The following is a 14121-nucleotide window of genomic DNA, read 5'->3' as shown; positions in this document are numbered from 1 at the left end:
AGCTTAAATTATCTCATAAATTAGATAATTTAGGCACGATGAGTTAACAGTTGTTTGCTAAAATTATTTTGGCGATCGGTGTCGATCGCCAAAACCAGCCACTTCTGCCAGCGTATAAAGCGGTCGGCCCTTCACCTCCTCGTAAATACGCCCTATATACTGGCCCAAAATCCCAATACTAACCAACTGCACCGCACCCAAAAAGAAAACCGCCATAATCACAATTGTCAAACCAGTTAAGGCCGAACCCGCAGAGAAAAGACGCCAATACAAAACCAAAAAAGCCATCAAAACAGACACGAAAGCCGAAAACAAACCCAAATAAATCGACAGTTGCAGAGGAACCTTTGAAAAAGACACTAAACCGTTCATCGCCAAAGCAAAAGATTTACTGAACGTATACTTAACATCGCCAGCAAAACGCGGATCGCGTTCAAACTTAACCGCCGTTTGTTTAAAACCAATCCAAGCGCGCAGTCCCCGAATGTAGCGGTTGCGTTCAGGCATCGCATTGAGTACGTCCACCACGCACCTATCCATCAAACAAAAATCTCCCGTATCTATGGGAATATCAACATCAGCAAGATTCCGCAAAATGCGATAATACATATAAGCGGGCAACCGCTTAAACCAACCTTCTTGACGGCGTTGAGTGCGCTGAGCGTAAACAACTTGATAGCCCTGCCGCCACTGTTCTACCATATCTATAATTAGCTCTGGCGGGTCTTGCAAATCGCCGTCCATGATAACTACAACTTGACCTCTTGAAAAGTTTAAACCAGCAGTTACAGCTATTTGATGACCGAAATTGCGTGCCAAACTGAGGTAACAAATTCGCGCGTCTTTTTCGTGCAATTCTCGCAAAAGTTCGAGAGAGCGATCGCGACTGCCATCATTGATTAAAATTAATTCTACTGGGCCGTCCAGTCGATCCATCACGGCACTAATTCGCCGATACAATTCAGCGAGATTTTCTTCTTCGTTATAGATAGGAATTACCAAGGAATACTTAGGTGTATCTTTCATTGCAGTTTCTGTTTAAAAATTGGCTTTTCAACCGTTAAATCAAAAGTTTCTTTTTCCCCAAACCCCTTAGCTGCTTCACGAGAGAGGTTCAGCACGTAATTTCGCTCTTTTAGCCAGACAACAGCCGCCCAGAAAATAGCCGCGTACCAACACTTATCTATTTTCTTAAATACGAAAAATAAAAGATACCATAAGACTGACACACGCTAAGCTAAAACATCTGTTATCATAGATGTTGAGTCAGACTATAAAAATTACAATCATAACCCATCGATTCAAAATTGCATGACAAACTCAAATTATCTTTGGCAAGCAAATCAAGACTTAAGCGAAGCTTGTCTGCAACATCCCTTTGTCAGAGGCATTGCTGACGGCAGCCTGCCCTCAAATAGTTTTGCATATTACATTGCACAAGACGCATTTTTTCTGGGAGCATTCGCTCGCGCTTACAGTATCGCTGCCGCAAAAGCACCCGACTGGGAGGGGTTTGAAATTCTTCACAATCTCGGTAGTGGCGTTTTAGAAGAACTTCGTTTGCATCAAGGATATGCAGCCAAATGGGGGGTAAACTTGCAAGAGGCTAAACCAGGAATCGCTACCCGCCGCTACACAGATTTTTTATTAGCGACAGCCTGGGGAAGTGGTGTAGGTTTGACAGCAGCCGCGATGACTCCTTGCTTGCGGTTGTATGCTTTTTTGGGACAGCAGCTAGCTAAACCTGATATACCGGAACACGCATTTAGCGACTGGATTTCCACCTATAGCAGCCCGGATTTTGAGATTTTAGCAAAACGGCTGGAAAATTTGGTCGATCGCTACGCAGAGGCTACGCCAGAAGTAGAAGCAACCTATCGCTACGCTATGCTATGCGAAAGAGACTTTTTTCAGGCAGCTTGGGAAATAGAGTAAATTAAGTTTGTGCAAAAAATATGGAAAACTATCTTAAGCTACCTACACGCAGCAAATTTAACAGCCATGTACAGCAGGAATGTAGCAAATAATCTCATAACAGCATATCCCCAACAAGGCTGATTACTCAACACTAAACCGAGTGCCATTGAAAGCTACACAATGCCGTAAGCGTAGGGGTGAAACGATTGCATATCAACGGAATTTATCAGTAGCGCTTAAGAGCAAAAACCGAAATAGCCGATTGTAATGCTCAACCTTTTTCACATATCCAATAAATAGCCACCGCCCTAAATCATGGCAACTTTACTAAGAGTTTGCAACCACCCAAAAAATCCAACTATTAATTATTAGCCCTGCTAATTCCACTTGCATTCCAAGAGTTGTGAAGCCGCGAATTAGCAAAGGAAACACCGGATAAAACGCCATAGAAGGCTGCTGGTCATCATCTGCATAGCTGTAGCCTAAATTAGCAATTTCTATGTACCATTTACCGTCCCATCAGAAAGCACCTAGCAGCGACAAAAATTAACCCGTCCCGGCTTTTGGAGCGCTCTAGGCGCGGAATTACTTCTAACCCTAAATCACTATTTGTCATTGCTAAAACAGCGCAAGACTGTAGATTTAAAATTAAAGTGTAGTCCGCTGCCGAGCGATCGCCAAATATATACGTAAGTACAGCCGTACTGCTAATTCTAACGTCCGAGTTTATTGGGAATCCCTTCGCAGCCACCGGGAATAGTCTCTCTCGACTTCGAGCCACACCAAGCGCAGCAGTAATAGCGTTGCTCGTCCGACAGTCGCTTGACAGCGGTAAAATCAGCGCGTTCAACTACAGCGCCAGTATGTTCGCCTGTTTGATAGTTGGGAAATTCGGTACGGCTGCGGGGGGATGCACTTTCTGCCGAGCCGTAGAATAATGCGGCCGCTCTCATGTCGGCGCGAGTGAGATTGGCGTCGTACAAGACAGCGCGCGAGAGGTTGGCTTTCACTAAATCGCACTTGCTGAGATTGGCGCGGACGAGGTTGGCTTCGCTCAAATCCGTCCATCGCAAATCGGTGCCAGCCAGGTCAGCACCCGCTAACATGACATTGAGATCGATAACGCGGATACCGTGATCTCTATCTTCAGCGTAGCCGCCGTCGCCGTCAAGGATGGGGCGGCCTAAAAGCCGATCGCGCTTCAGCGGAGTAACCAATCTCGACTGCGACAAAAACCGTAGAATTTTAGCTTTACCTTCAGCATCTACACTGCTCATAATCGCAGCGGTGCGCCCTTCTGCGATCGCCCTTTCCTGTGGCCAGTCTTCCAAAAACCCTTGTTCGTCAAGGGCTAAGTCCGAAACCCCTTGAAAATAAGCATCGATCGTTTGCTGCTGCGTAATTCGATTTTGCTGAATCGTCAAATCTTTGGATATCACATACTGCCGCCAAGCCACATAAACGCCTAAAATTGCGATTAAAATTTGGCCCAAAGCGCCGATCAACTCGCCGAGAGCCCCGATTGCCTCCCAGTTGATTTGGATGTTGCGGCTTCCCGGTTCAGTATTAGTACCGCTGAGCATCAGCAAGCCAACAATCCCAGCTAAAAGCCCGAAGCAGGCGACGATCAGCGTGCGCCAAGTCGGCGGAATTACCTGCGCCCAGATTTTGCCCCAACTCGGCCACATCAGCCGCAGCGATATGGCGATCGCACCGACGGCGCCAATTAAGCCCAGCCAAATGTTGTCATTGGCCAGCCCAAAAATCATCCCTGCGATCAACCCCAGCGTCAGCACTGACCCCGACTTCTCAGGAGTCGTTTGTTCCGGCTGCTGCGGCAATACAATTTTGCGAGTTGGAGGTGACGACGCCGGTTTTTCCGGTTCAGCAGTAGCGAGGATTATCCCTGATTCTGGTGGCACATTAGGGTTTGCACCGTTGAGACTTTCTACAGTCACGTTAGATTCAGGGCGATTGGGTTGAGAAGAGTTGTTGTCTGGTGTCATGCGTTGAGGCAAATTCTAATTTTAGCCGGTCATTAAAACGATTTTAACTAACTTTCGCAGGATTCTAGATAGCATTACAATAGAAACATCCACTAATTATACTCAAAGAGGTAACATATTATGACCCTGGTACTCCCCAATCTGCCAGAAAAACAAATGGGTCAAGTAATCACTACAATCACCGTCACGAATCGCATCGATCTAGTTATGGCAGAACAGGGATTCATTGGTGCGGAGGAAGTTCGCTCTGTTACCCTCGATAATGTTGTTTTCGATACCGGAGCAACTCTGCTTTCCTTGCCCGCTCCTATTATTAGCCAACTCGGTTTAAAACAAGTAGGAGAAAGAGATGTAGAAACATCAGCGGGCATAAAAAAAGGTCGAATTTTTGCAGGCGCTCAAATTATTGTAGAGGGGAGAGAAGGGAGATTTGATTGTTTAGAGTTACCCGAAGGCGTTTCCGCTGTGTTGTTGGGCGTGATTCCAATGGAAGAACTAGGCTTAGAACCAGATTTAAAAAATCGACGGTTGCGAGTATTGCCGATGAACAATCAGCAAACATATCTGATGGGTTAGTCGATCGGCGTTTAGCATAGCACAAACCTCTCGCCTGTGATTCCTATCATGTCCCGTCAATTACCCGCCATCAAAATGTTTGTAGTGACGACTAAACTCCTGATAAAACTTAGATGATTTTAGTCCTCAATACCAACAAATTTTATTTGTTTATGCAGGATAAGCTGTTGTGCATTTAAATTGTATTTTGAGGCCGACCAGGATGCCCACCCCACAAGAGTGAAAATTTATTTGACCATGCAATTTAAAGGCGGATAAGCTTAATATTAGCTGCGGATAAAAACTCCTACCAAAAAACTTTATTTTTCGGTATATGTAAGTTTTTTGCCCTACATCTAGCGAGCAGAATAAGCCTTGATCAAATACACGCCAACCGTCCCCAATATCAAAACAATTATCCCCAAAACTAACTCCACACTAAACCTTTGAGCATTGCCCAAAGCCACAAGAATTTGCTGCCGCACCACAAACGCCAACAGCCAGCAAATCTCCGCCTTCAGCCCAGCCAAAAGGCCTCGCGCCAACAGATATTGTCGGTGAGCGTTCTCAGAAGTAATCCGTACCGGATAATTAAAAGTATGCGGATAGCGCGAAAACGCAGTGAAAACCGCAAAAATAATGGCAGCAACCGCCGGCATGATCCAAATCGTCAGCTTGTCGCCCCAAGCATCCGCCAGCCCCCCTAAGCCGAAATGAATCGGAATTCGATCGGGCAAAACCGCCCAAAACTTGACGATGAGCAAAACAGCCAGCAAAATCGCGATCGCACCTAAAAGCTCTACCACCACTACAACAGGCGAAAGCCCCAGAGAAATAACCGGGCGTTGGTTTGGTGCGTTTCCAGTCATGGCTACTTAAAATTAGATTAATATTGAAAATAATAGTATTGGTTCCAATTTCATCCTCCAACAGCTTTTGTTGGGGGTTTCCAAACATCCCGCGAGGTTCTATGACGGCTCAGGTCTTGATTGAAAAGAAAAAGTTAGAAAAACCCCCCCTAACAATACACACATTAGGCGATCGCGTCCTGCGGCAGCCAGCCAAGCGCGTCAAAAGCGTCGATGCAGAAATTCGGCAGCTAGTCCGAGAAATGCTGCAAACCATGTACAGTGCCGATGGCATCGGTTTGGCCGCCCCCCAAGTCGGAGTCAACAAACAAGTAATCGTACTCGATTGTGACCCGGAAAACCCCGCCACACCCCCAATGGTTTTGATCAACCCCACCATCAAAAGTAGCAGCGGCGATATCTGCATCTTGCAAGAAGGGTGTTTGAGCATTCCGGGAGTTTATTTAGAAGTCAAACGCCCAGAAGTCATTGAAGTCTCCTACCGCGACGAATACGGCCGCCCACAAACCCTGATAGCAACAGAGTTACTGTCGAGGGCAATTCAGCACGAAATGGATCACCTCAACGGAGTGCTGTTTGTAGACAGAGTAGAAAACAAGCTGGCACTGAATGAAGCATTAGTCAAGCATAAATTTTCGCCAAAGGCAGTAAAATCAGTATGATGGCAGGAACTCCGAAAAGTGGTTTACTCTTAGCTCTTTCGTGCATCACTGCGATCGCGGCAGTCGGCTCAATTTTTGAGCTGTCCTCGGGAGAAGCTCAACTTGGCAATTTAGTCACGGGCATCATCCTTGCCCTGAGCGTACCGCTAACGGGCCTATTTTTCTATGCAGCCGTTCAGGATGCCAGGGCAAATCTATAAGCAGAGTTATTAGTCATTAGTCATTAGTCAGCAGTTATTAGTAATTAGTAATTAGTAATTAGTCAGCAGCTAACAACCAATAACTGTGGAATAAAGACTGCTCAAAAATAACATCAGCTAACAGCTCGCGAGCTCATGACCAATGACTAATGACTAATGACTAATGACTCATAACTCATGACTAATGAAATCGGATTTCTGCGACAAGTGCTAGCTAAAGATGCTGCGGGAACGCCAGCATCCAAGTACCAACTTTGTGAAGATGGGGAATTAGTCATCGGACGCGATCGCAATTGTCAAATAGCTTTAGAGTCGATCGGTCACGGCATGGTTTCCCGTCGCCACGCCATGATCCGTCCCCTAACTCAGGGTACTTTGACGAGATGGGAAATTTGCGACCTCAACAGCGCTAACGGAACTTATATCAACGGAAAAAAGCTCTCTGGCTGCCAAACTTTAGAAACAGGCGATCGCATCAGTCTCGGCCTTGACGGCCCTGAATTTATATTTGAATCTCCCCTAAACCCTTACCACAATCAACCCGGATTCCCTGCACCACAAACGGGCAATTTTGGCGGTAGCGAAAAAGACGCTCTCACTTTAACTCAATTATTCCCGATCGCCTCAACGGGTAAACAATTAAGCCAAAAAGCTTACTTATATCCAGGTATTGCCACAGTTATTGTTGTCGTGTCGATGTTTGTCGCCGTGGGAAATTCCGCAGCATTCAACTTGCTGCTGTCAGCTTACCTCGCCGGTGCGGCTTACTATTTTATCTATCAACTGTGTGGCAAACACAAGCCTTGGTGGGTATTGCTTGGTTCGGCGTTAGCTACAGTCCTGATTGTGATCAGCCCCTTATTAATTGGATTTATATTAGTATTTAGAGAAATTTTGCCCGGCCGGCTGCCCACTGAAGGCGAAACAATCAGTTTTTTGCCTTTTTTGGCCAGAATGTTTTTCGGGGCGGGTCTGATGGAAGAATTGCTGAAAGCCCTGCCCGTTTTGGGAGCGATGCTGCTGGGAAATTGGCTGAAAAATCCGTGGCGCGATCGAGTAGGCGTTTGGGAACCTTTAGACGGAATTCTGTTAGGAAGTGCCTCAGCAGTCGGCTTTACACTGTTAGAAACTATGGGACAGCACGTTCCCAATATTATCCAAAATGTCACCCTTCAAGCAGGACCCGAAGCCGGACAATTAGTAGGATTGCAGTTGCTAATTCCCCGAATTTTGGGCTCCGCCGCCGGACACATGGCTTACAGTGGCTATTTGGGATATTTTATCGGTTTGAGCGCCCTCAAACCTAGGAAGCGCTGGCAAATTTTGGGCGTAGGTTATTTCAGCGCTTCCGCACTTCACGCTTTGTGGAATGCGTCGGGAGCCGTCAGCGTACTTTTGCTGGCCTTGGTGGGAGTTTTGTCCTATGCTTTTTTGGTAGCGGCGATTTTGAAAGCCAGAGCTCTGTCTCCGAATCGAGAGCAAAATTTTGCAACTCGAATATTCTTGGAAAAGTGACTTCTGAGTGCTTAATTGTTGAGGTGCGATCGCACCTCAAACTGCCATTTTTTTCTTGTGTTTTAACCAGCTTAAACCAGCCAATGCTAAAGCTGCCGCCCCAGCGGTGAGAGGTTCCGGAACTGGTTCGGCTGCGGTATCCACTAGGGTGTAAGAAACAGGGGCATAGTTGACTGGTGGAGTACTTCTGTCTACAATCCCTTCACCGGTGCTGAAAATAATTGTTGTTACGTACTTCTCCCCCGAAAAAAGAGAGAACGACCCGTTGTTTTCCATCCTCCAAGATGCTGAGGTCTCATACTGGGCGTAAGGCGCTCCTGACTCGTCGGGTATAATGCTAATCGAGCTTTCGCCACCGCTTGCTTGCAGTCCGAGAAACTCCCCTTGATCAAATAAAGCTATAGCCCCGGCCAAATTGTAGTAATCTTTAGAAATAGTTAGATAAGTGTCTAATCTTCCCTCGGATACTGCAATTCCTTCAAAGTCTATTCCTGTAAGCGAGGAGTTATCCACCTTAAAAAAGCCGCTACCTCCACCACCCTCGGCTTGGAAATTGTAGGTAAGGAAGGCGGCTTGTGCTGTGTCTACTCCTACCAATGACACGGCTGAAAACAAACTTAAAATTGTGCTAGCGATCGCACTTCCTAATCTAGGCATTAGTTTTTGACTCATTGTTTTTTTTATTAAGCTTGACGTAAGTCTAGTTTATTTTGACTGAGCGATCGCCCGTAATTATCCCCATTCTTAAAGTAAATTTTTTTGAAGTCAAAGATTGCCGAATGTAAATAACCGAACTAATACGGATGCGTCATCTGTTGTATTTGTATAATTATGACTTTCACTATTACTTTTGAACACAAACTAGAAAAATGTTTTATCGTCATCGCCAAATATTCCGACGGGTTTGTGTTGTGGCGATGCTACGGACGATCGTCCAGATGCTACTGCATATTTAATTAATTTTGTCAATAGGCAATTTGCATACATTTTATCGCGGTATTCTACCCTTGTGTAGGAGTCGCTTCTGCTTAATTGGCTGAGGCGATAATCCCAACTGAACTTAGAAATTCTTCACAAATAGTTTGACTGTGGTACTATCTGGATGGCTGTGAGTAGCTTAGGGAAGCCAAGGGGCTTGATTCCTGTGGTGGTGGAGGAGAATCCAGGAGTGCTAGATAGGATGTCATTGGGATACGCAAACGTTTTCGCCCAGCGAAGTCAACCCGAACCCCTCCGCATTGGGGTGATTGGGGTTGGCAATATGGGCCAGCACCACACGCGAGTTCTGAGCTTGCTAAAAGATATCGAACTCGTGGGTGTTGCAGACATAAATGTAGAGCGGGGAATAGATGTAGCAAGCAAATACCGGGTTCGCTTCTTTGAAGACTACCGAGATTTGCTCGCCCACGTAGATGCAGTTTGCGTCGCCGTTCCAACTCGCCTGCACCACCCTGTGGGGATGTCTTGTCTCCAAGCGGGTGTTCACGTTTTAATTGAAAAGCCGATCGCGGCTAGCATTGCCGAAGCCGAATCTTTGGTCAACGCGGCTGCTGAGGCCCACCGGATTTTACAAGTGGGTCACATCGAGCGCTTCAATCCAGCTTTTCAGGAACTCGGCAAAGTGCTGAAAACTGAAGAGTTACTGGCATTGGAAGCTCACCGGATGAGTCCCTATTCCCAGCGGGCTAACGACGTATCGGTAGTTTTGGATTTAATGATCCACGACATCGACTTGCTTTTGGAATTGGCAGATTCCCAAGTGGTGAAGCTGACGGCCAGCGGCAGCAGGGCCTCAGATTCAGGTTATTTAGACTACGTGACAGCGACGTTGAACTTTGCTAACGGCATTGTCGCCACCCTGACTGCCAGTAAGGTGACGCACCGCAAACTCCGTTCAATCGTGGCTCACTGCAAGAATTCTCTGACAGAGGCAGATTTTCTCAACAACGAAATCTTGATTCACCGACAAACAACCGCCAATTACGTGACGGATTACGGTCAGGTGCTTTACCGTCAAGATGGGTTGATCGAGAAAGTTTACACCAGCAATATTGAACCGCTCCACGCAGAATTGGAGCATTTTATTAATTGCGTGCGGGGTGGAAATCAGCCTTCTGTGGGAGGAGAACAAGCTCTCAAAGCTCTGCGGCTTGCGAGTTTGATCGAGCAAATGGCTCTCGACGGTCAAGCTTGGTATCCAAAAGAGCTAGAGTCTACTTTGCAAGTTAGCTAAATCCAGACAAATCATGTCGTTTCCGGGTGCTTTTACAGTTTGGGTTTGTTGTTCGTTGAAGAGGGTAACTGTTCCCATGCAACCGGATTCGATGTCCGTCGATTTGAGATTGGACAATTCGGCGTGAGAAGTTCGGCGAGTGCGAGCGTCGAGTTGCGCTCAGTCGAACGATTTTAGATCTTAGATTGACTCCGCAGATAAATCTGGGATCTGGAACTAAGGTTTAAACTTTTTTGCTCTCCACAACAAAAGTCGTGGGCAAGTATCCGTCTTTAGGTGAAGTCAGGATTTATGCCAAAAAGAGCGACTATTTGACGACTGATGGTTTGGCTAACTAGCTGATTTCCTTGAGGACTTAGGTGAATGCTGTCTCGATACAAAGTTGGAAATTCTGCCACACAATTGAAAATGGGAAGAAAATCTATGTAAGTAATTTTCTCTGTTTCTACGAGTTCGGCGAGACGCGCTCTAGCCTTGACTTCCCAGTCGCGAGGGCCCGGGCCGCCGAGTTCGCCCCGCTTCGGCGTGACGGCTAGCAAAAACTCGACGTTGGCCGATACAGCTATTTTCTGGATTTGGCGAATAGCTTCTAAGTTGCAGGCTACTACATCGCTGCTGGTGGCTCCGGGTGCTGCCAATTGGCGAGTCGGCACTGCAGGTAGCAGGTAGCGGCTCAATAACTCTAGCGTAGCCGATCGGGGTTTGTGATCCGGGTAAGATCGATCGCGCCCCACAACCAGATCACAAGGAGCCGATGCAAACAAATCGTCCGTATTGAGCAGCAAAACCAAAGCCTTTGCCCCAAAAACACCGAACCGCTGGGCGTAAGCAAGTTGATTCCTCGGCCCCCAAGAATTGGCTGAGGCGTTGAGAACTTCAAAAATTGAATAGTTGACTTGTGAACCTAATTGTGTAGTGCTCGCCAGATTCTGTACTTGCAGTCTCAAATTCCGAGCCATAATTTCCGAGATCGTATTTGTCTGATGTGTCCACCAACCGCCGTTGGCGACAGAATCTCCCAACAGCAAGACACGCAGAGTTTCTGGAGGGGGTGTAGGGGCGATCGCTCCGCTACGCATCGAATACTCGTTAATCTCAATCCGGTTGCCCAAGCGACGCACCTTCTGGTTGGGCGCCAACAAATAGCCGCACTCGGCATCGGCAATGTAAATCAAGGGATTACCAAAACCCAGCAGCACCCGCAGCAGCACTTCGATTGCCACCCCCAATCCTGCGGTGACAGCCAAAATTATGAGAACAACTTTCACCACTTAACCTCGATAGAGAAGGATAAACCCCTGCCGACACCAAGGTATAAAAAAGAATGCAACAGCAGTCAAGCTCTCAACCCCGATTGTAGTCAGTAGATTTTAGATTAAAGATTAAAGCATTGACTCCACAGATAAATCTGGGAAATCTCCCTAAAATCTAAACTTTTTTTGCTTTCGAGGACTCCTGTCTGGAAGCAAGTATCCCTCTTGCAGTGAAGTAAGTAGGTCGTCCTTGTAAAATCTAAAATCTAAAATCTAAACTGTTATGGCTGCGGGGTTTGAGCAACTTGGCGACCCGATTAAGTCAACCGAATCGCCCCCGTGGATATAGAATTCTAGAATATACCGTCAAAATCCGCCGTCAGCCGTCAGTGAACTTGGTGGTTTCAGGAAAATCCGTGGACTTAAAACAAATATTCAAAACGCCGAATCCCATAATCGGTGTCGTACATTTACAGCCTTTGCCAACTTCTCCCCGCTGGGGCGGAAACCTCAAAGCTATTATCGGAAGAGCCGAGCAAGAGGCTACAGCGCTGGCTTCTGGTGGCGCAAACGGTATCATAGTCGAGAACTTTTTCGACGCTCCTTTTGCTAAAGACAGCGTAGATCCGGCGGTGGTAAGTGCCATGACTCTGGTAGTTGAGAGGCTAACAAATCTCGTGACGCTGCCGATCGGCGTTAACGTGCTGCGAAACGACGCCCACAGCGCGATCGCCATCGCCTCCTGCACAGGAGCTCAATTCATCCGCGTCAACGTCCTCAACGGCATCATGGCTACAGACCAAGGCTTAATTGAAGGCCAAGCTCACCAGCTACTGCGCTACCGCCGGGAATTGGGCAGCGATGTCAAAATATTAGCAGACGTGTTAGTCAAGCACGGGCGACCCCTAGGCAGCCCCAACTTGACCACAGCCGTCCAAGAGACGATCGGACGCGCTTTAGCCGACGCCGTGATCCTTTCCGGCTGGACAACTGGCAGCCCTCCCAATCTCGAAGACTTAGAACTCGCGAGTGCAGCAGCAGCGGGAATTCCAGTTTTCATCGGCAGCGGCGCCTCGTGGGAAAACATTTCCACCCTCATGCAGGCCGCTGACGGCGTAATCGTATCGAGTTCCCTGAAGCGAAACGGCCGCATCGAGCAGCCCATCGATCCGATCCGCGTCAGTCAGTTTGTAGAAGCCGCCCGCCGCAGCTTGTCACAGAAAGAGCGCGAACAGGAAAACAGAGACGCTAATGGCTCAAGAGGGCCCAAACCGGAACCGGGCAAACTCACAAGTAAAACGTAAAATGGGAATTGTTGACTGTTGGCAGTAGTCAGTAGTCATCAGTTATCAGTCATCAGTCATTAGTGAACAATTAACAGTCATTAGTTAACAGTTAACAGTCAACAGTCAACAGTCAACAATTCCAAATTCCCAAATTACCAAATCAAAAAATGATTCGCCGACGTTCAACCCCTTGGATTCATCGCTGGTCTAGGACTCTGATGGCAGCGATCGCAGCCATAGGCGTCGTAGAAACGGCCTATCTCACGATCGCTAAATTCACGACAGGCTCAGTCATTTGTCCCACCAGCGGCTGCGACAAAGTTCTCAACAGTCCCTACGCTACAGTCTTTGGCTCCGTGCCTTTAAGTTTGTTAGGCTGTCTGGCTTACCTGAGCATAGCAATCCTGGCATTGGCTCCCAAAGGCGTCAATCCCAACACCAATAAAGGACTGCACTCTCAACTAGAAAACAAAACTTGGCCAGTCCTATTTATCATCACCGCTGCGATGGTAATTTTCAGCAGCTATTTGATGTATTTGATGGCTTTTGAAGTTCAGGAACTGTGCATTTACTGCATCACTTCTGCCTTATTTTCACTGTCGCTGTTTGTGCTGGTGCTAGTCGGGCGCGAGTGGGAAGATATCGGACAGTTGGTGTTTACAGGCATTTTGGTGGCCATGGTGAGTTCGATCGGTGCCTTGGGACTTTATAACAGCGTCAACTCACCTGGCCCTACTGTCTCTACTCCCGGAATTGTACCTCCTGCCGTCACTACAACCTCCGGCCCGGCACAAATTGCTTTGGCCCGCCACCTCCGACAAATTGGCGCTAAAGAGTACGGCGCTTACTGGTGTCCCCACTGCCACGACCAAAAAATACTGTTCGGCAAAGAAGCAGCCAAAATAATTGATTATTTTGAATGCGATCCCCGGGGTCAAAATTCCCGTGCTGAAATTTGCCAAGCTGCTGCTGCAAATGTTAAAGGTTTCCCGACTTGGGAGATTAATGGTCAGTTTTATGCGGGGACGCAATCTTTGAATAAACTCGCTGATTTATCGGGTTACACTGGCCCGCGCAACTTTCAAAACTGACAGAAAAGTTTGAGATTATAGATGACAGATTTTAGATTGATTGGCTGGAAATATCCGGCTTTTTACCTTACTTTATCGTTGGCTCGTGCTGCGAAATTAATCTAAAATCTCGCATCTATAATCAATAAAAAAATAGGAAAAATTAGTTAGAACGAAAAACTTTAAAACAATTGGTGCGTCTCTAGTATTTAGAGCGGCGAATAAATACTAGAACTTTTACAAAAAAACGCCAGAAACCGGGTTTCTGCTTCCAGAGTTATTGTTGAAATGAGATATTTTGGTTGCGAAACCCGGTTTCTGCTTTTGCAGCCCGATCGCACCGAAAAACCAAAAAATTGGATAATCTAAAATCTAAAATCGACTCGCCCGCACCGAAAAACCAAAAAATTGGATAATCTAAAATCTAACATCTAACATCTAAAATCGACTCGCCCGCACCGAAAAACCAAAAAATTGGATAATCTAAAATCTAAAATCTAACCTCTAAAATCTAGAATCGACTCGCCCCGGAGATGTAAAACCTATACGTAGTAG

13 protein-coding genes are annotated in these 14121 nt (G+C 46.8%); 8 read left to right on the top strand and 5 right to left on the bottom strand.

The annotated features are described in order from the left end of the window. Positions 1-63: 63 nt before the first annotated feature. Positions 64-1026 (bottom strand): glycosyltransferase family 2 protein, encoded by a 963-nt coding sequence (locus tag D0A37_RS26855; RefSeq protein ID WP_242719150.1) that lies wholly within the window; start codon positions 1024-1026, stop codon positions 64-66. 285 nt (positions 1027-1311) lie between these two features. Between D0A37_RS26855 and D0A37_RS26850 the strand changes: the two genes are divergently transcribed. Then, positions 1312-1935, top strand: coding sequence for a TenA family protein (locus D0A37_RS26850; RefSeq protein ID WP_242719148.1), 624 nt, complete (start codon positions 1312-1314; stop codon positions 1933-1935). Between the two features lie 695 nt (positions 1936-2630). Here D0A37_RS26850 and D0A37_RS26845 read toward each other — a convergent pair. Beyond that, positions 2631-3923, bottom strand: a complete 1293-nt coding sequence (locus D0A37_RS26845; protein WP_242719146.1) for a pentapeptide repeat-containing protein — start codon at positions 3921-3923, stop codon at positions 2631-2633. Between the two features lie 120 nt (positions 3924-4043). Between D0A37_RS26845 and D0A37_RS26840 the strand changes: the two genes are divergently transcribed. Next, positions 4044-4499 (top strand): pepsin/retropepsin-like aspartic protease family protein, encoded by a 456-nt coding sequence (locus tag D0A37_RS26840; RefSeq protein WP_242719144.1) that lies wholly within the window; start codon positions 4044-4046, stop codon positions 4497-4499. A 335-nt stretch (positions 4500-4834) separates the two neighbouring features. On the opposite strand, the gene D0A37_RS26835 is transcribed toward D0A37_RS26840, so the two are convergent. Further along, positions 4835-5347 (bottom strand): DUF1648 domain-containing protein, encoded by a 513-nt coding sequence (locus D0A37_RS26835; RefSeq protein WP_242719142.1) that lies wholly within the window; start codon positions 5345-5347, stop codon positions 4835-4837. Between the two features lie 101 nt (positions 5348-5448). On the opposite strand from D0A37_RS26835, the gene def reads away from it, so the two are divergent. The 3 genes from def to D0A37_RS26820 all read left to right on the top strand — a co-directional run bounded on the left by def (position 5449) and on the right by D0A37_RS26820 (position 7724). Then, on the top strand, positions 5449-6009 hold the full coding sequence (gene def, locus D0A37_RS26830; protein WP_242719140.1) for a peptide deformylase: 561 nt from the start codon (positions 5449-5451) through the stop codon (positions 6007-6009). Next, a complete protein-coding gene (locus D0A37_RS26825) occupies positions 6009-6209 on the top strand; it encodes a hypothetical protein (RefSeq protein WP_278187210.1) in 201 nt (66 codons plus the stop codon). The genes def and D0A37_RS26825 overlap by 1 nt, the downstream gene beginning before the upstream one ends. Positions 6210-6386: 177 nt before the next feature. Beyond that, positions 6387-7724, top strand: coding sequence for a PrsW family glutamic-type intramembrane protease (locus tag D0A37_RS26820; protein WP_242719136.1), 1338 nt, complete (start codon positions 6387-6389; stop codon positions 7722-7724). 36 nt (positions 7725-7760) lie between these two features. Here D0A37_RS26820 and D0A37_RS26815 read toward each other — a convergent pair whose 3' ends face one another. Then, entirely contained in the window at positions 7761-8396 is a 636-nt protein-coding gene (locus tag D0A37_RS26815) for a hypothetical protein (RefSeq protein WP_242719134.1), read from the bottom strand. Between the two features lie 508 nt (positions 8397-8904). Between D0A37_RS26815 and D0A37_RS26810 the strand changes: the two genes are divergently transcribed. Beyond that, positions 8905-9957: a Gfo/Idh/MocA family protein gene (locus D0A37_RS26810; protein ID WP_006635844.1), complete on the top strand. Its 1053-nt coding sequence runs from the start codon at positions 8905-8907 to the stop codon at positions 9955-9957. Between the two features lie 272 nt (positions 9958-10229). On the opposite strand, the gene D0A37_RS26805 is transcribed toward D0A37_RS26810, so the two are convergent. Then, entirely contained in the window at positions 10230-11225 is a 996-nt protein-coding gene (locus D0A37_RS26805; protein WP_242719132.1) for a GDSL-type esterase/lipase family protein, read from the bottom strand. Between the two features lie 401 nt (positions 11226-11626). Here D0A37_RS26805 and btpA point away from each other — a divergent pair, with 401 nt between their 5' ends. Both btpA and D0A37_RS26795 read left to right on the top strand, forming a co-directional pair. Beyond that, a complete protein-coding gene (gene btpA / locus D0A37_RS26800; RefSeq protein WP_242719130.1) occupies positions 11627-12514 on the top strand; it encodes a photosystem I biogenesis protein BtpA in 888 nt (295 codons plus the stop codon). Positions 12515-12663: 149 nt separating this feature from the next. Continuing rightward, positions 12664-13587: a vitamin K epoxide reductase family protein gene (locus tag D0A37_RS26795; protein WP_242719128.1), complete on the top strand. Its 924-nt coding sequence runs from the start codon at positions 12664-12666 to the stop codon at positions 13585-13587. Positions 13588-14121: the final 534 nt, after the last annotated feature.

The organism is Microcoleus vaginatus HSN003, assembly GCF_022701255.1.
In the GTDB taxonomy this organism is placed as follows: Bacteria; Cyanobacteriota; Cyanobacteriia; order Cyanobacteriales; family Microcoleaceae; genus Microcoleus; species Microcoleus vaginatus_B.
The sequence above is the reverse complement of the archived record's forward strand: the minus strand, read 5'-3'. Positions and strand labels throughout refer to the sequence as shown.